The sequence below is a fragment of the Rhodococcus sp. PD04 genome (assembly GCF_035918275.1).
GTDB lineage: Bacteria > Actinomycetota > Actinomycetes > Mycobacteriales > Mycobacteriaceae > Rhodococcus > Rhodococcus rhodochrous.
Map to the genome: position 1 here is coordinate 4205681 of NZ_CP142143.1, position 14726 is coordinate 4220406.

17 protein-coding genes are annotated in these 14726 nt (G+C 69.4%); 3 read left to right on the forward strand and 14 right to left on the reverse strand.

From position 1 onward, the window contains the following. Position 1 precedes the first annotated feature (1 nt). Together U9J23_RS19280 and U9J23_RS19285 are read right to left on the reverse strand one after the other, a co-directional pair. Positions 2 to 1165 (reverse strand): FUSC family protein, encoded by a 1164-nt coding sequence (locus U9J23_RS19280; protein ID WP_174479686.1) that lies wholly within the window; start codon positions 1163 to 1165, stop codon positions 2 to 4. Between the two features lie 10 nt (positions 1166 to 1175). Then, positions 1176 to 1592: a DUF3151 domain-containing protein gene (locus U9J23_RS19285; protein WP_006552986.1), complete on the reverse strand. Its 417-nt coding sequence runs from the start codon at positions 1590 to 1592 to the stop codon at positions 1176 to 1178. 79 nt (positions 1593 to 1671) lie between these two features. Here U9J23_RS19285 and U9J23_RS19290 point away from each other — a divergent pair, with 79 nt between their 5' ends. Next, positions 1672 to 2760: an Rv0361 family membrane protein gene (locus U9J23_RS19290; RefSeq protein ID WP_194699409.1), complete on the forward strand. Its 1089-nt coding sequence runs from the start codon at positions 1672 to 1674 to the stop codon at positions 2758 to 2760. 132 nt (positions 2761 to 2892) lie between these two features. Here the strand turns inward: U9J23_RS19290 and fbaA are convergent, their stop codons facing one another. Further along, entirely contained in the window at positions 2893 to 3927 is a 1035-nt protein-coding gene (fbaA, locus tag U9J23_RS19295) for a class II fructose-bisphosphate aldolase (protein ID WP_326599844.1), read from the reverse strand. Positions 3928 to 4139: 212 nt separating this feature from the next. On the opposite strand from fbaA, the gene U9J23_RS19300 reads away from it, so the two are divergent. After that, a complete protein-coding gene (locus tag U9J23_RS19300) occupies positions 4140 to 4838 on the forward strand; it encodes a VTT domain-containing protein (protein WP_095092104.1) in 699 nt (232 codons plus the stop codon). Between the two features lie 72 nt (positions 4839 to 4910). Here the strand turns inward: U9J23_RS19300 and U9J23_RS19305 are convergent, their stop codons facing one another. The 4 genes from U9J23_RS19305 to U9J23_RS19320 all read right to left on the reverse strand — a co-directional run bounded on the left by U9J23_RS19305 (position 4911) and on the right by U9J23_RS19320 (position 8270). After that, the gene (locus tag U9J23_RS19305) at positions 4911 to 6053 is read right to left on the reverse strand and encodes a glycoside hydrolase family 76 protein (RefSeq protein WP_059384662.1); all 1143 of its coding nucleotides are present in this window, start codon (positions 6051 to 6053) and stop codon (positions 4911 to 4913) included. A gap of 77 nt (positions 6054 to 6130) precedes the next feature. After that, entirely contained in the window at positions 6131 to 6817 is a 687-nt protein-coding gene (locus U9J23_RS19310; protein ID WP_059384638.1) for a TrmH family RNA methyltransferase, read from the reverse strand. Between the two features lie 2 nt (positions 6818 to 6819). Next, entirely contained in the window at positions 6820 to 7428 is a 609-nt protein-coding gene (locus tag U9J23_RS19315; protein WP_059384639.1) for a hypothetical protein, read from the reverse strand. Positions 7429 to 7487: 59 nt separating this feature from the next. Continuing rightward, the gene (locus tag U9J23_RS19320) at positions 7488 to 8270 is read right to left on the reverse strand and encodes an SDR family oxidoreductase (RefSeq protein ID WP_085469063.1); all 783 of its coding nucleotides are present in this window, start codon (positions 8268 to 8270) and stop codon (positions 7488 to 7490) included. Positions 8271 to 8337: 67 nt separating this feature from the next. Here U9J23_RS19320 and U9J23_RS19325 point away from each other — a divergent pair, with 67 nt between their 5' ends. After that, positions 8338 to 8778 carry a hypothetical protein gene (locus tag U9J23_RS19325; protein WP_059384641.1) on the forward strand — a complete coding sequence of 147 codons (441 nt, stop codon included), beginning with the start codon at positions 8338 to 8340 and terminating at the stop codon, positions 8776 to 8778. On the opposite strand, the gene U9J23_RS19330 is transcribed toward U9J23_RS19325, so the two are convergent. The 7 genes from U9J23_RS19330 to U9J23_RS19360 all read right to left on the reverse strand — a co-directional run bounded on the left by U9J23_RS19330 (position 8775) and on the right by U9J23_RS19360 (position 14714). Beyond that, complete coding sequence (locus U9J23_RS19330; protein WP_059384642.1) at positions 8775 to 9497, reverse strand: lysoplasmalogenase family protein; 723 nt, start codon at positions 9495 to 9497, stop codon at positions 8775 to 8777. The genes U9J23_RS19325 and U9J23_RS19330 overlap by 4 nt on opposite strands. A gap of 23 nt (positions 9498 to 9520) precedes the next feature. Continuing rightward, positions 9521 to 10642 carry a galactokinase gene (gene galK / locus U9J23_RS19335; RefSeq protein WP_230823314.1) on the reverse strand — a complete coding sequence of 374 codons (1122 nt, stop codon included), beginning with the start codon at positions 10640 to 10642 and terminating at the stop codon, positions 9521 to 9523. Continuing rightward, a complete protein-coding gene (gene galT / locus U9J23_RS19340; RefSeq protein ID WP_085469065.1) occupies positions 10639 to 11754 on the reverse strand; it encodes a galactose-1-phosphate uridylyltransferase in 1116 nt (371 codons plus the stop codon). Before galT ends, galK begins: the two co-directional genes overlap by 4 nt. A 4-nt stretch (positions 11755 to 11758) precedes the next feature. Beyond that, the gene (gene pyrE, locus U9J23_RS19345) at positions 11759 to 12298 is read right to left on the reverse strand and encodes an orotate phosphoribosyltransferase (RefSeq protein ID WP_059384645.1); all 540 of its coding nucleotides are present in this window, start codon (positions 12296 to 12298) and stop codon (positions 11759 to 11761) included. Positions 12299 to 12384: 86 nt separating this feature from the next. Further along, a complete protein-coding gene (locus U9J23_RS19350; protein WP_059384646.1) occupies positions 12385 to 12984 on the reverse strand; it encodes a LemA family protein in 600 nt (199 codons plus the stop codon). 159 nt (positions 12985 to 13143) lie between these two features. After that, positions 13144 to 13926, reverse strand: a complete 783-nt coding sequence (locus tag U9J23_RS19355) for an SDR family NAD(P)-dependent oxidoreductase (RefSeq protein WP_059384647.1) — start codon at positions 13924 to 13926, stop codon at positions 13144 to 13146. A gap of 128 nt (positions 13927 to 14054) precedes the next feature. Continuing rightward, positions 14055 to 14714: a hypothetical protein gene (locus tag U9J23_RS19360; RefSeq protein ID WP_016691486.1), complete on the reverse strand. Its 660-nt coding sequence runs from the start codon at positions 14712 to 14714 to the stop codon at positions 14055 to 14057. Positions 14715 to 14726 lie beyond the last annotated feature (12 nt).

The following is a 14726-nucleotide window of genomic DNA, read 5'->3' on the forward strand; positions in this document are numbered from 1 at the left end:
TCTATTCGTCCGGGTCGTAGGCCGGATGTTCGACGGTGGGAGGAAGGGTCGCGATCGCGGTGATCCGCTTGAGTCCGGCGGTCTGCAGCAGGTCGACGATCAGCGACCTCATCTGCGCGAACACCACCGTCGCCGAGACTCCCGCCCCGGCGATGAGGTCGGGATCCATCTTCTTGGCGATGCTGCGCAGCACGCGCGCGGCCTCGGCCTGGTCGGGTTGCTCCCCCGGCTCGGCGAGAACCATCGCGCGGAGCACGTCCACCGCATCGGCCACCTCGGCGAAACGCTGCACGAGCCGCGGGTCGAGGATCTCGTCGTCGCGAACGAGGGTCAGGGACCGGCGCGCGAGCACCCGGATGTTGCGCATCGCGTGGTCGATGGGATCGGCCGCGGCGGTGAGCACCGCGAGTCTGCCCCGGCTGTTCCAGTAGAGCGGCGAGATCCGGCTGATCTCCCGGCCACCCTTGAGGTGGGTCCGCATCGTGTCGATCGCAGGCTGAGTGGCTCGTGCCTGTTTGAGGGCGTCCTCGATCGGTTTCGGGTTGTTCTCGACGAGCCCGGTCTCGACCTTCCTCAGGACCTCGCTCGCCGTCGCGAGGACCTCGGCGGCGTTGCGCCGGGCACGCCGCACCGGATGGGTGGGGATCATGGCGACGACCGCGATTCCGGTGAGACCACCGATCAGGGCGTCGACCATGCGATCGGGCCCACCGGTACCGCCGGGTGGCAGCAGTGTCGCCACAAGCACTGCAGAGTTCCCGGCCTGCATCGCGAAGATCGGGCCGCTGTTCAACGCGACCGCCGTACTCATCGCGATCGTCACGACGAGGGCGATCTGCCACGGTCCGCTGCCGATCAGCGACACGAGCAGGTCGCCCACACCGATCCCGACGGTCACACCGCAGACGAGTTCGACGGAACGCCGCAACCGGGCGCCGAGCCCGAGTCCGAGGGAGACGACTGCCGCGATGGGCGCGAAGAAGGGCTGTTGGTGCCCGACCAGATCCTTCGCGACCCACCACGCAAGGCCCGCCGCCAACGCGCACTGCACGATCGGCAGCGCCGATGAGCGCAGCCGTTCGAACGAGTCGGTCAGGCGCTTACGAGCTCCTCGACGCGTGGGTCGACGCCGGGTCGCCGCGGACAGTCTGTTCGATACAGACATGTACGGGCGTCTATTCGACGCCGAGTTCTTCCGCTGCCCGCGGGTCGCAGTCCTCGAGCAGGTCCAGGCAGCGGGCGTGCTCGTCCGACTCCCCGATGGTCCGGGCGGCCCGGGCCAGCACGGCGACGCAGCGCAGGAAACCGCGGTTGGGTTCGTGGCTGTAGGGCACGGGACCGAAACCCTTCCATCCGTTGCGGCGCAGCTGGTCGAGGCCGCGGTGGTATCCGGTGCGGGCGTAGGCGTAGGCCTGGATCGTCTCGCCACTGTCGAGTGCGGCCTCGGCGAGGTACGCCCATGCGATCGAGGCGGTGGGATGGTCGGCTGCGACCTTCGCCGGGTCCTCGTTGTTCAGCAGGGCCGACTCCGCGTCGTCGTCGCCGGGGAGAAGGGTGGGCTGCGGTCCGAGAAGATCACCGAAAGACGTCATGGGGTCATTCTGCCCTTCCGTCATGAAGGCTCGATAGAGTCCCCGGGTAACCGCAGGCCGTCGAGCGAGGTGCAGCACGTTGTCGGACCCGAAGAACGAAGAGTCACCCGAGCAGACTTCGACGACCCCATCTGTCGAAACACCGGGCGAGAGCACGGAGAACGAACCCGCCGTCGAGCCGGCGACGGCCGAGAAGGCGGCGCCTGAGGAAGCAGTGGCCGAGGAGGCCGACGAGCCGGCGGAGCAGGTCACCGAGCCGACCACCGAGGCGGCGTCCGCTGATGTGGACGCGAGCAGCGAGGTCGACGCCTCCCCCGAGAGTTCCGAAACCGTCGAGCCGTCCGGAACTCCCGAACCCCAGGACGCTCCAGAACTCCCGGACGCTCCCCAGCCCTCCGACACCGTCGCGAGCAGCGACGAGCCGGAGCAGGCCGACGAACCGAAGCAGGCTTCGGACGAGAGCATCACCACGGACGAGACCGTGGCGCTTCCCGTCGTCGACCCCGAGAACACCGGGTCCCGCCCGGCCGCCGAACCCGAATCGGAACCCCCGCCCGAATCCGACGCCGCCTCCGCCGCCGATGCGCCCACGGTGCAGATCCCGGTTCGCAGCCACGTACCCAAGGCGCCGCCGCAGCGAATCGTGCCCCGCGGTGAGGAACCGCCGGTGCAGCCCGAACCCGCCCGCGTCGCCGTCCAGCCCACGCCGACGCGCATCCCGCCGGCCCGCGACAAGAGCCGCGGACGCTGGCTGATCGCCGCCGGAGCGGCAGCCGTGCTGGTGGTCGTCGCGATCGTCGCGGCCGGGGTGTTCGTGTTCATGAAGGACCGCGCCGACAACTCCCCTGAGAGCCGGATCCGCTCGAGCATCGACACCTTCGTCGGAGCGCTCGAATCGGGCGACCTCCCGACCCTGCGGGAGTCGACCTGCGGGGCGCTCTCCGACTTCTACGAGACGGTCGATCCGGAGAATTTCCGCGACATCCACCGGCTCGCCGTCGAGCAGGGCGAGATCCCGGTGGTGACGAGCGTCGACCGCATCCAGATCACCGGCGGCACCGCCATCGCGCAGGTCACCGCGCACACGGTGAACAATCCCGACGACGTCACCGACCGCACCTTCGACCTCATGCTCGACGGTGAGCAGTGGAAGGTCTGCAGCGAATAAACGGGACAACGGCAGCGACGAGTGCGCAGAAACCGTCGATCGTCCTCGGCGTGTCGCGACGATTTCTGCACACCCCGGGGACGACGAAGGGCGCCGACGTTGCCGTCGGCGCCCTTCGGGTATCGGTGGGTCCTACTTGGCCGAGACCGAGCGTCCCGCCGACCTGAGGTCGTTGCAGGCCTCGACGACACGCTGCGTCATGGACGCCTCGGCCTTCTTGAGGTAGCTGCGCGGGTCGTAGGTCTTCTTGTTGCCGACCTCGCCGTCGACCTTGAGAACACCGTCGTAGTTGGTGAACATGTGTCCCGCGATCGGGCGGGTGAACGCGTACTGCGTGTCGGTGTCGACGTTCATCTTCACCACGCCGTAGCTCAGCGCCTCGTCGATCTCCGACTTCAGCGAACCCGAACCACCGTGGAAGACGAGGTCGAACGGCTTCGAACCCTCGGGCAGACCCAGCTTCTTCGACGCGGCGGCCTGGCCCTCGGCGAGGACGGACGGCTTGAGCTTGACGTTGCCCGGCTTGTAGACGCCGTGGACGTTGCCGAAGGTCGCGGCGAGCAGGTACTGGCCCTTGTCGGCGCCGAGCGCGTCGACGGTCTTCTCGAAGTCCTCGACGGTGGTGTAGAGCTTGTCGTTGATGGCGTTCTCGACGCCGTCCTCTTCACCGCCGACGACGCCGATCTCGATCTCGAGGATGATCTTCGCGGCCTTGGCGGCGGCGAGGAGATCCTGCGCGATCTCGAGGTTCTCGTCGATCGGGATGGCCGAGCCGTCCCACATGTGCGACTGGAACAGCGGGTTCTGACCGTTGTTCACGCGCTCCTGCGAGATCGCGATGAGCGGACGGACGAAGCCGTCGAGCTTGTCCTTCGGGCAGTGGTCGGTGTGCAGGGCGATGGTCACGTCGTACTTCTCCGCGACGACGTGAGCGAACTCGGCGAGTGCGACGGCACCGGTGACCATGTCCTTCACGCCCAGGCCCGAGCCGAACTCGGCGCCACCGGTCGAGAACTGGATGATGCCGTCGCTGCCGGCGTCCGCAAAGCCCTTGATGGCGGCGTTGATCGTTTCGGACGAGGTGCAGTTGATGGCCGGGAACGCAAAGGAGTTCTCCTTCGCGCGGGCGATCATCTCGGCGTAGACCTCGGGAGTCGCGATAGGCACAGCGGCTGTCCTCCAGATGAGAGTCGATCGGCATCCCACCGGGATGTGGTGGGTGCCCGGGTTGTCCCTGCAGTATGTCAAGTGACACGTCTCCTCGATACTCGGGCCGTCCCGCGCCCGATGCCGGGATTCGGGGTGAGGTGGACCCCGCCGGTACCCTGGACCGCGTGACTGTGTTCGAAGCCTCGGAGTCCGTGACCAATCTGGCCCTGATGCCGGGGTTTCTGGATCCGGTCAATCTGCTCAATTCGTTCGGAACCTGGATGCTCATCGGGCTGCTGCTCGTGGTGTTCATCGAGTCCGGACTGCTGTTTCCGCTGCTCCCGGGCGACTCTCTGCTGTTCACCGCGGGTCTGATCGCAGCGGCCAAGTCGGCGGAGGTCGAGCCGTTCGCCCCTCTGTGGGTGCTGATGGTGACGATCCCGATCGCGGCCGTCCTCGGCGACCAGGTCGGTTATCTCATCGGCGCGAAGGGCGGCACCAAGCTGTTCAAACCCGATGCGAAGCTCTTCAAGCAGGCCTACATCGACGAGGCGCACCAGTTCTTCCTGCGCCACGGTCCCGCGATGATCTTCCTGGCACGCTTCGTGCCGATCGTGCGCACCTACGCCCCGCTCGTCGCGGGCGCCGCGAAGATGCCCTACCGCGTGTTCATCGTCTACAACGTCCTGGGCGGCATCGTGTGGGGCGCGGGTGTGACGCTGCTCGGCTACCTGCTCGGCCAGATCACCTTCATCGCCGACAACATCGACATCATCTTCCTGGGCATCGTGTTCGTCTCGGTGATCCCGATCATCACCGAGGTCGGCAAGCGCGTGCTCAGCTCGCGTCGTGCGGCCAAGAACGGTGAGGCGCCGGCCGCCGAGGCCGAGCCCGCGACGATGCCGATCAACCGCATCGAGAGCAAGTAGGAACGGCCCTCACACCGCAGAAGGTGGATTCCGCCCGTCGAACGAACGGGCCGGGATCCACCTTCTTCCGTTTCAGGACCGCGACGCGGCGACAGCGTAGGCGGCCTCCATGAGCATCCACCCACCGAGTTGCACCGACATGTCGCGTTCGGCGACGGCCGACTCACGGACGGTGCCGCCCGCGAACCGCGCGACCGAGGTGCCCAGGCCCGGGAGCCGCGCCTGCTTCGACCAGTCGCGGCCGAAGACGGGCAGTTCCTCGACCTGCAGCCGGTTCTCCCAGGCGGCCTCCGCCGACGCCAGCACGATCCGTGCCGCGACGTTGCGGGCACGGATGTCGTCGCCGTCGACGACGGGCAGTGTCGTGGCGACCATCGCGAGGTAGCGGGCCAGGATCCCGTTGAACAGTCCCCCGTCGCCCCCTCCCCCGCCGGTGACGACACTGCGTTCGGTGAGGTGGTCGTCGACTGCGGCGACGAGCGCGTGGACCCTGCGGCGATGCCGGGGGTCGTCGAGCTGCAGGGCGAGTTCGGTCTCGAGACCGAGCGTCACACCCTGGCAGTAGCTGTAGATCGCGCGTTCGTGCACGCCGTCGCGGATGCCGTCCAGGACGAGACCCGTCTCGGGGTCGAGCAGCACGTCGTGGATCCAGTCGGCCATCTCCTCGGCGCGGTAGACCTTGCCGGTGCGGGCGAGCAGCAGCGCCGCGGGACCGTTCGCGGGGGCGTTGAAGAAGTTGTCCCGGCGACGCCACGGGATGCCGCCGCCGCGTTCGGGTTGCCAGGCGTCGAGGAGCTCGTCGACGAGGGTCGCGATCGCACCGCGGTGGTCGACGTAGAGATGCCGTTCGGCCCGTTCCAGCGACAGGCCGAGCCACGCCATGTCGTCGTAGTAGTTGTTGGTCCAGCCGGTGAGGTTGCGGATGCGGTGGGTGCGGGCGAGCCGCACGACGCGGCGCCGGCGACGCGGTGTGGCGTCGCGCTCGGCGGCGTCGACGGCGGTGTCGATCAGGTGCGCCTGCCACCAGTAGTGCCAGGAGAGGAACAGTCGCTCACGTCGGACGGCGGGCCATCCGACCACCCCGAGCGCGGTGCCGGGCAGGGCCCAGAGACGACGGATGTGCCGCGAGACGATCGCACCCTCTGCGGCGTCGGCCCGCTGCGACCACCGGGCGGCTTCGACTCCGTCCGAACGCTGTCCTGCTGCGGTGTTCATCACCCTCCACACTGCCCGACCGGCGGCCGTCCCGACGACGGTCCGCGCGACTTTCATCCCGGAATGCGGGGCAGGTGTTACCAGGCGTCCGAGAAATCGGCGTGCTGCCTGATCCACGCGTGCATCGCGATCCCCGCGGCGACACCCGCGTTGATGGATCGGGTGGAGCCGAACTGGGCGATGGAGACCGTCATCGACGCGACGTTGCGGGCCGCTTCGGTGACGCCGGGACCCTCCTGCCCGAACAGCAGCAGGCAGCGGTGCGGCAGGGTCGCCGTCTCCAACCGGACCGAGCCGGGGGTGTTGTCCACCGCCACGATCTCGAGGTCCTGTTCGGCCGCCCACGCGACGAGCGCGTCGACGTCGGGGTGGTGGAGCAGGTGCTGGTAGCGATCGGTGACCATCGCTCCGCGCCGGTTCCACCGGCGTCGTCCGACGATGTGCACGGTGCCCACGGCGAACGCGTTGGCGGTGCGGACGACCGTCCCGATGTTCGCGTCGTGGGCGAAGTTCTCGATGGCCACGTGCAGCGGGTGCCTGCGACGGTCGATGTCCGCGACGATCGCCTCGCGGTTCCAGTAGCGGTAGGCGTCGACGACGTTGCGCCGGTCGCCGTTGGCGAGCAGCTCCGGGTCGTAGCGCGGGTCGGTCGGCGGCTCGGTGCCGAATTCCTCGATCCACGGTCCGACGCCGTGCGGGTGCTCGCCCCACTCGGTGGGGCCCGCGGCGTCCTCGACGGCCGGTTCGGAATGCGTGTCGGTCACCGTCAGAACGTCTCGTTCGATCCTGCCGCGACGCGGAAACCGTGACCGGTGGCGTCGTTGGTGCAGGTCACGTCGGCTGCGGTGGTGGCGCACGTGTAACCGAGCTGTGACAGCGGCGATCCGGGCGGCAGCGCGGGGCTCGCCCCGTCGGGCGAGAGGTAGACCGGTCCGCCGGAGCACACGAACTCCCCTTCACCGGAGTCCTGCACGCGGATGCCGAGTCCCCAGTTGACCATGCAGTCCTCGGGGCGCGGCGGGATCGGATCGGTCGGTCCCTCACAGCCCGCCTCGGTGCGGGTGGGCAGCCGGACGATGCCGCATTCGAAGGTGCCGTCGGGGCTGCTGAAGTAGTACGACTCGTTGCGCTGGTACTCGACCTGCGCGAGCGGAGCAGGTTCCTCCGTGGAGGTCTCCGGCTCGGGAGCCGGTTCGGTCGTCGACGGGGTCGTCTCCTCGGTGGTACTCGGGGCGACCGTCGTGGAGGAGGTCGTCGAGGCAGTCGCCGAGGTCGTCGTCGACGTCGCTCCGGAGTCGGCTTCCGGCCCGTCCGCGGAGCCTCCGCATCCTGCGACGAACAGTGCCGCACCCGCGACGACTGCGACCGGCCACATCCGAATTCTCACGCAACACCCTTCCCGACGACGTGCGGGTGTCACTCTATCGAGCGGTGTCAGTGGCCGGTCAGGCGCCGGTTGACCAGGCGATTCATCCATCCGGGCGACACCTGGGCGAGTGTGGCGAGCACGGTTGCCTGCCGTCCGACGGGCCGGTGCACCCGGCCCGAACGCCGGGTGGGGCGGGTCGCGTCGAACACCGCGCGGGCGACGTCGTCGGCGCCGAGGTTCACGCCCAGGGAGCGTCGCGAGCCGATGTCCATCCCGTCGACCATGTTCGTGTCGACGAACAGCGGCCACATCGCCTGGACCTTGATGTCGTGGCGTGCCCACTCGAGTTCGAGTGCTTCGGTCAGGCCGCGCACCGCGAACTTGGTGGCGCTGTAGGTGGCGAGCTCGGGCTGTCCGTAGAGCGCCGATGCCGAGCACATGTTGACGATCTGCGCACCGGGGGTGTCGCGGAGGTACGGGAAGGCCGCATGGCAGCCGAGGAGGACACCGGTGACGTTGACCTCGACGATCCGGCGATGGCGGCTCACCGGGATCTCCTCGAACGGTCCGGAGGACAGCAGCCCGGCGTTGTTGACGAGGACGTCGAGGCGGCCGTCGGTGCAGAATTCCTCGAGCACGCGGGTCCACGCGGCGGTGTCGGTGACGTCGAGGGCACCGGTGACGATCCGTCCCGCGGTGATCGAGGCGCCCTCCTCGGCGAGGCTCGCGAGCCCGGCGGTGTCGATGTCGAAGGCACCGACGCGGTAACCGTGACGGGCGAAGAGCAGGGCTGTGGAGCGGCCGATACCGGCGGCGGCTCCGGTGATCACCACGCTGGGAGCAGACATGGCATCACCCTAATCGCGGGCGGGAGCCGACGGGGTAGAGCGGGGATAGGCTGGAATCGGAGGAGTTGTGAATCGTCGTATCGTCGCCACCGTCGCGTTCGTCACCGTGGGATATGTCGTCGTTCTCGCGTTGTGGATGAACCTGTTCCTGCCGATCTCCGAACCCGGCACCGAGGGTTTCCAGGTGGTCTTCCTCGTCTGCCTGTACGGCACCGTGCTCGGCCTGTCGATGGCGCTCGCGGGTCGCCGATCGGAGGTCATGCGTCGCATCGAACGCGAGGGCTACGAGGGATGGGCGACCATCCGTTCCGCGACACCGCTCGATCTGACCTCGACCGGTCAACTGACCCGGCTCGACCTCGAGCTCACGGTGCCCGGCTCGGAGCCCTATCGCGGCACGGTCGTCTACGAGGTCGACCGCCGCGACCTGCACCGCTACGTCGCCGGCGAGGTCGTGAGCATCTGGGTGGACCCCCTCGACCGCGACCGGATCGTCCTCTACCCCTAACCCTTCCGGCTCGTGAGAGCGAGAAGCCCTTCCACGAGCAGCAGCTGGGCCACGGCGTAGGTGGTCAGCACGAATCCTTCCGCTGCCGCACGGGACTTCTCGTCCTTCAGCAGGGTGCGGCGCACCACGATCGATCCGTCGGACAGCGTGAAGATCAGACCACCGAGACCGAGCCAACTGCGCCGATCGGTGTCCGGCACGGCCAGCCCCGCGCGCACGCGCGCAGCGGGCGCGAGGGCGGGATCTCCGGCGAGCGTCGCGGTGGTGGCGAGCAGGGCACCGTATCCGGCCAGCGGCGCGGCCACCGAGCGGCTGCGGGCGGCGAGCAGACCGGCCGCACCGGCCAGCGCACCGGCACGCTGCACCGCGACCGGCTTCGACACCCGCGCACCACGCCGGACGAGGATGCTCGAGTAGGCGGTCTGCATGACACCGAAACAGGCTGCACCGCTCAGGATCCGACGGTCCTCGTCGGAGCGGATCATGGCGATGTCGCCGAGGGTGGCGGCTGCGAGACCCGCGACCATCAGCGCGGTATCGGCGCGATCGGTGTCACGGGAGCGACGCAGCACCCGCACGGCGAGCGCCGGTGCGATGAGCGGTTTGGCGATCCGCTGCAGCTTCTCGTTACCCGACACCCCACCGACGACCGTGGCAGCCGATGCCGCCGCGAACACCGCGTGCTCGACGCCCCACCTCTTGCGACTGAACCAACCCATGCGCGCACAGTACCCGGCAGGCATCAGCAGCGGCGCGCACCGCCGGACGCCGTGGCGCGCAGGAAGGTCGGCGCCGGAAGGCCGCGACGCGCAGCGGCATCGGCGACGGCCTGCCGCACCGGGTCGACGCGGTCGTCCTCGCACAGCGCGATCGCCGACCCGCCGAAACCGCCGCCCACCATCCGGGCACCGAGTGCACCGGCGCCGACGGCCGCATCGACGGCGGTGTCGAGCTCGAGGCAGCTGACCTCGAAGTCGTCGCGCAACGAGCGGTGCGACGCATCGAGCAATGGTCCGAGATCCCGGATCCGCCCTGCCCGCAACAACTCCGCGGCCTCCCGGACCCGGGCGATCTCGCCGATCACGTGCCGGGCGCGGCGACGCAGGACGGGATCGTCGATCGGGTCCGCCGACGAGGCGTCGCGCAGGCTCTCCACGCCGAGGAGTCGAGTGGCGTCCTCGACCTCACGGCGGCGCTGCCCGTACTGCCCGTCGGCGAGCTCGTGTCCGGTGCCGGTGTCGACGACCAGCACGGTCAGTCCTCGGGCTTCCGCGTCGAACGGGATGTGTTCGCTGCTGCCGTCGGCGAAGTCGAGGAGCAGCGCGTGGCCCGGACGGGCGTGGAGGGCGATCCGCTGGTCGAGCCCACCGGTGGGAGCACCGGCGTAGTCGTTCTCCGCGCGCACGCACGCCGCGGCGAGTCGATCACGGCCGTCGTCGTCGAGGGGCAGCCCGCACAGGTCGGCGAGTGCCACCGCAACCGATGTCTCGAGTGCCGCGGACGACGAGAGTCCCGCTCCGACCGGCACGTCCGACGCGACCGCGATGTCCGCCCCGGTGAATCCCGGCGGGTCGAGCGTCCAGATCACGCCGGCGACGTAGGCCACCCAGCCGTCGGCGTGCCGGTCGCGCAGATCGAGATCGACGTCGTCGAAACCGGAACTGCGCACGCGCAGCAGATGATCGGAGCGGCGGCGTACAGCGACGACGGTGACCTGCGGGATCGCCATCGGCAGGCACAGACCTCCGGCGTAGTCGACGTGCTCGCCGATGAGATTGACGCGCCCGGGCGCGCACCAGCAGCCCTCGGGGTCGGTGCCGAACTCGGCCGTGAACCGTGCGCGGGCGGTCTCCGCGAGTGTCATGGCGCCACCTCGCGCAGGCGTTCGGCGATCCGTTCGGGGGTGGTGTCGCTGATCCACGCGCCCATCGCGGATTCGGATCCGGCGAGATATTTCAGCTTGTCCGGGGCCCGCCGCAACGAGAAGATCTGGCAGAACAATCGCACGTCCCCGCGGGGTGCACCGACCGGCGCCTGGTGCCAGGCGGCGATGTAGGGAGCGCGGTCGACACCGGGAAAGAACCGGTCGACACGGCCGAGCAGGTCGCGCTGGATGCCGGCGAGTTCGTCGCGTTCGTGTTCGTCGAGGGCCGCGAGATCAGGGACCTCGCGATGCGGGACGAGGTGCACCTCGACGGGCCAGCGTGCCGCGGCGGGAACATAGGCCGACCAGGCGTCGCCGGCGAACACGAGTCGGGTGCCCGCGCGTCGTTCGGCGTCCAGGATGTCGCCCTGCAGCGACCTGCCGGTCCGCCGGCGATGCTCGCGGGCGCGGTCGAGCAGGGCCTGCGAGCGCGGTGGGACGAACGGGTAGGCGTAGATCTGTCCGTGCGGATGCTGCAGTGTCACACCGATTTCCACGCCGCGGTTCTCGAAGCAGAAGACCTGCTCGACATCAGGTCGCTGCGACAGCGCGGCGGTGCGGGCGGCGAGCGCATCGATGACGGTGCGCGCCCGGGACGCCGAGAGGTCGGCGAACCGGGCGTCGTGGTCGGGGGTGAACGCGACGACCTCGCAGCGGCCGGTCGCCGGTCGCCGCGGCCACAGACCGTCGCCGTCGACGAGATCCTCACCGGCCGACGGCGCCCCGAGCGACGGGAAACGGTTCTCGAAGACAACGACGTCGTAGTCGTCGGCCGGGATCTCGGTGCACGCACCGGCCCTGCTCGGACACAGCGGGCAGTCGACGGCCGACGGCAGGAAGGTGCGGTCCATCCGGTGCGCCGCGAAGGTGACCCACTCCCCCGTCAGCGGGTCGCGGCGCATCTCGGAGGTCGCCGCGACCGGCGGCAGGTCGCGGCGGTCGTGGAGGTCGCGGGTCGCGGCACCGGAGACGAACGGCTCGGTGTCGTCGAAGTAGATCAGCTCCCGGCCATCCGCGAGATGCGTGACGGTCTGCCGGACCCGCGCCTCCACGCGGCTACTTGTCGTCCAGACCCAGGTCGGCGAGGCCGAGCAGGGAACGGTACTCGACGCCCTCGGCGGCGATGACCTCGTCGGCGCCGGTCGCGCGGTCGACGACGGTCGCGACACCCACGACGATCGCGCCGGCCTCGCGCAGCGCCTTGACGGCGGTGAGCGGCGAGTTGCCGGTGGTGGTGGTGTCCTCGACGACGAGCACGCGCTTGCCGGTGACGTCCGGTCCCTCGATCTGCCGCTGCATGCCGTGGGCCTTGGCGGCCTTGCGGACGACGAACGCGTCGATGGGCCGGCCGGGGGCGTGCATGACGGCGAGGGCGACCGGGTCGGCACCCATGGTCAGGCCGCCGACGGCGTCGAAGTCCCAGTCGGAGACGAGCTCGCGCAGCAGCTTGCCGATGAGCGGGCCGGCCTCGTGGTGCAGGGTCGCGCGGCGCAGGTCGACGTAGTAGTCGGCTTCCTTACCGGACGACAGGGTCACGCGGCCGTGTACCACCGCCAGCTCGCGTACCAGTGCTGCCAGTTCGTCGCGGTCACTCATTGCGTCCTCACCCGTCGTTCGGCGGCGCGACGCCGGTGCGGTCGCGCTCGTGTCGGGGAACGAGCCTAGTCGCTGTGGGTCGCAGATCAGGCAGCGACGGTGTCGGAGGTCGCCTCGGACTCCGGCCGGACGTCGCTCGCGACGACCGCGGTTTCGGTGTCCGCCTCGACGGTCTCGGGCCTGCGGGCCGGTCCGGATGCGGTGACGGGTGCGGGCGCCTCGAACAGCACGACCGGGCCGACGGCCGCGAGCTTCGCGAACAACGAGGTGGGGAATCGGCCGACGGCGGTGTTCAGGGCGCCGCCGAGGTCGTTGTGCACGCGGACGGCGCCGGCGATGCGCTGTTCGCGGGTCTGCAGTTCCCGGGCGACCCGGATGAACGGCCAGTGGTTGACCCCTTCGAGTCCACCGATCAGCTCGTGCAGCGTCGCGGACAGCGCGTTCTCCGCGCCGGCGCGTTCGGTGAGCCCGAGACGCTGGTCGCGCACGCCGATGGCGAGCGACCGGGCGCCGACGACGGGCCGGATGTGCTCACGTTCGACGCCGGCACCGGCCGACGCCGCGATGAGCGCGGGCACGAGATCGTAGCGGTCGTCGAGTTCGTGGAGGAGCAGGCGCAGGCTCTCCCGGTGGCGTTGCTGCAGCGTCCGAAGGCGGCGCACGCCTGCGCGCAACCACAGCACCACCGCAACCACGACAGCAACACAGAGCACCACAGCCACAGACGTCACGCGCAGAAATGTACCGAGCGCACGGATCGCGTCGAAGACTGCACCCGGCGTGTCCTGCGCGGTGTATCCGTACCGTGATCTGGCAACGCCCGCCGTCAGTTCGTCCGGCGACGATCAGGTGCGGCCGCGACCGTTGCCGAAGGTGTTCGTCAGCTTCCGCACGAGGTTCTGCGGCACCAGTCGTCCCGCCGTCGCGAGCACCTTGTACTGCAGCCCGGGGATGCTGCGGACCTTGCCCTTGTCCAGGTCGGCGAGCGAGGTGCGCACCACCTCGTCGACGTCGAGCCACATCAGGTTCGGGGTGGACGACATGTCGATCCCGGCACGCTGGTGGAACTCGGTGCGCACGAAGCCGGGGCACAGTGCCTGCACCCGCACGCCCGTGCCGGTGAGACCGCCCGCCAGTCCTTCGGTGAACGACACGACGTAGGCCTTGCTGCCGGAGTAGGTGGAACCGCGCCCGGGAAGCAGACCGGCCACGCTCGCGACATTGACGATGTCACCCCTGCCCGCCTCGATCATCGACGGGAGCGCGGCGCGTGTGAACGCGACGACCGAGGTGACGTTGACATCGAGCTGCGCGTGCAACAGGGCCGGATCGGCGGTCCAGAACTCGCCGGTCGTGCCGAAGCCGGCGTTGTTGACGAGCATGTCGACGCCGCGGCCGAGGCGCTCGACGACGAGATCGCGACCGTCGGCCGTCGCCAGGTCGGCGACGATGATCTCCGATGCCGCCCCGAACTTCTGCTTCAGCTCGGCGGCGAGTTCGTCGAGGGCGGGACGGGTGCGGGCGACGAGCACGAGGTCGTAACCGCGACTCGCGAGGGTGCGGGCGAAACCCGCGCCGATTCCCGAGGTGGGTCCGGTCACGAGCGCGACGGGGCGGGCGGAAGTCATGGCCGCCACACTAACGACACGCGGCGTGCGCGACCACCTCTCGGCGTTCCCCGCAGTGACTGCTTCTCGGCGTTCGCCTCAGTGACAATTCTCGGCGTTCGCCTCAGTGACAATTCTCGGCGTTCGCCTCAGTGACGAGCGGAGGGGCGTCCCGGATCCTGCGAACCCCGGTCGAGTTCCTCGGGTTCGACAACGGGTGGCAGCACGTGGAGGATGCCGGACAGCCGCGCGACGGTCTCGATGGCCGAGTCCCATTCGCGTCCGGTGCTGCCGATGGGGATCGAGCCGAGCGTCCACTCGCCCTCGCTCCACAGCATCTGCACGTGATCGGGGATGGATTCGGTGAACGCGACCATCCGCTGATCGCACACGCGACGCGCGATCTCGAGGTCGGTGGCGAAGACGATGCGCGGCCCGATCGAACCGAGCAGGTTCATGTCGGGATCCTTCGGCGGCGGCGTCGACTTGAGGCGCAGGTCGATGTCGACGTCGGAGCCGACCTTGCGGCGGACCGCGATGATCGTCGCGGTCTCCTCGATGTCGAACAGGACGAACTCCTCGCCGCGGCGAACCCCGCGGACGATGTCGATCGCGCCGAGATATTCCTGCTTGGCGAGCGCCGCGCGGTGCCAGGTGGACGGCAGGTGGTCCTCGGCGGAGGTGTACTTGTAACCCTGCGCCTTGGCCCAGATCTCCCGGATACGACCCGACTGCTCCCGCCGCGTCCGGTCGACGTAGAGCAGCGCGACCGCACCCAGCAGTGCGACCGCGGCCAGAGAGAACCACATGACAGTCATCGT

Excerpts from the sequence above, each read along its gene's own strand:
- U9J23_RS19280 (WP_174479686.1), bottom strand. The coding sequence starts at position 1,165 with ATGTCTGTATCGAACAGACTGTCCGCGGCGACCCGGCGTCGACCCACG.
- U9J23_RS19300 (WP_095092104.1), top strand. The coding sequence starts at position 4,140 with ATGCCGGGGTTTCTGGATCCGGTCAATCTGCTCAATTCGTTCGGAACC.
- U9J23_RS19285 (WP_006552986.1), bottom strand. The coding sequence starts at position 1,592 with ATGACGTCTTTCGGTGATCTTCTCGGACCGCAGCCCACCCTTCTCCCC.
- U9J23_RS19315 (WP_059384639.1), bottom strand. The coding sequence starts at position 7,428 with ATGTGGCCGGTCGCAGTCGTCGCGGGTGCGGCACTGTTCGTCGCAGGA.
- galK (WP_230823314.1), bottom strand. The coding sequence starts at position 10,642 with ATGACACTCGCGGAGACCGCCCGCGCACGGTTCACGGCCGAGTTCGGC.
- U9J23_RS19320 (WP_085469063.1), bottom strand. The coding sequence starts at position 8,270 with ATGTCTGCTCCCAGCGTGGTGATCACCGGAGCCGCCGCCGGTATCGGC.
- pyrE (WP_059384645.1), bottom strand. The coding sequence starts at position 12,298 with ATGAGTGACCGCGACGAACTGGCAGCACTGGTACGCGAGCTGGCGGTG.
- U9J23_RS19355 (WP_059384647.1), bottom strand. The coding sequence starts at position 13,926 with ATGACTTCCGCCCGCCCCGTCGCGCTCGTGACCGGACCCACCTCGGGA.
- U9J23_RS19305 (WP_059384662.1), bottom strand. The coding sequence starts at position 6,053 with ATGAACACCGCAGCAGGACAGCGTTCGGACGGAGTCGAAGCCGCCCGG.
- U9J23_RS19360 (WP_016691486.1), bottom strand. The coding sequence starts at position 14,714 with ATGTGGTTCTCTCTGGCCGCGGTCGCACTGCTGGGTGCGGTCGCGCTG.
- U9J23_RS19330 (WP_059384642.1), bottom strand. The coding sequence starts at position 9,497 with ATGGGTTGGTTCAGTCGCAAGAGGTGGGGCGTCGAGCACGCGGTGTTC.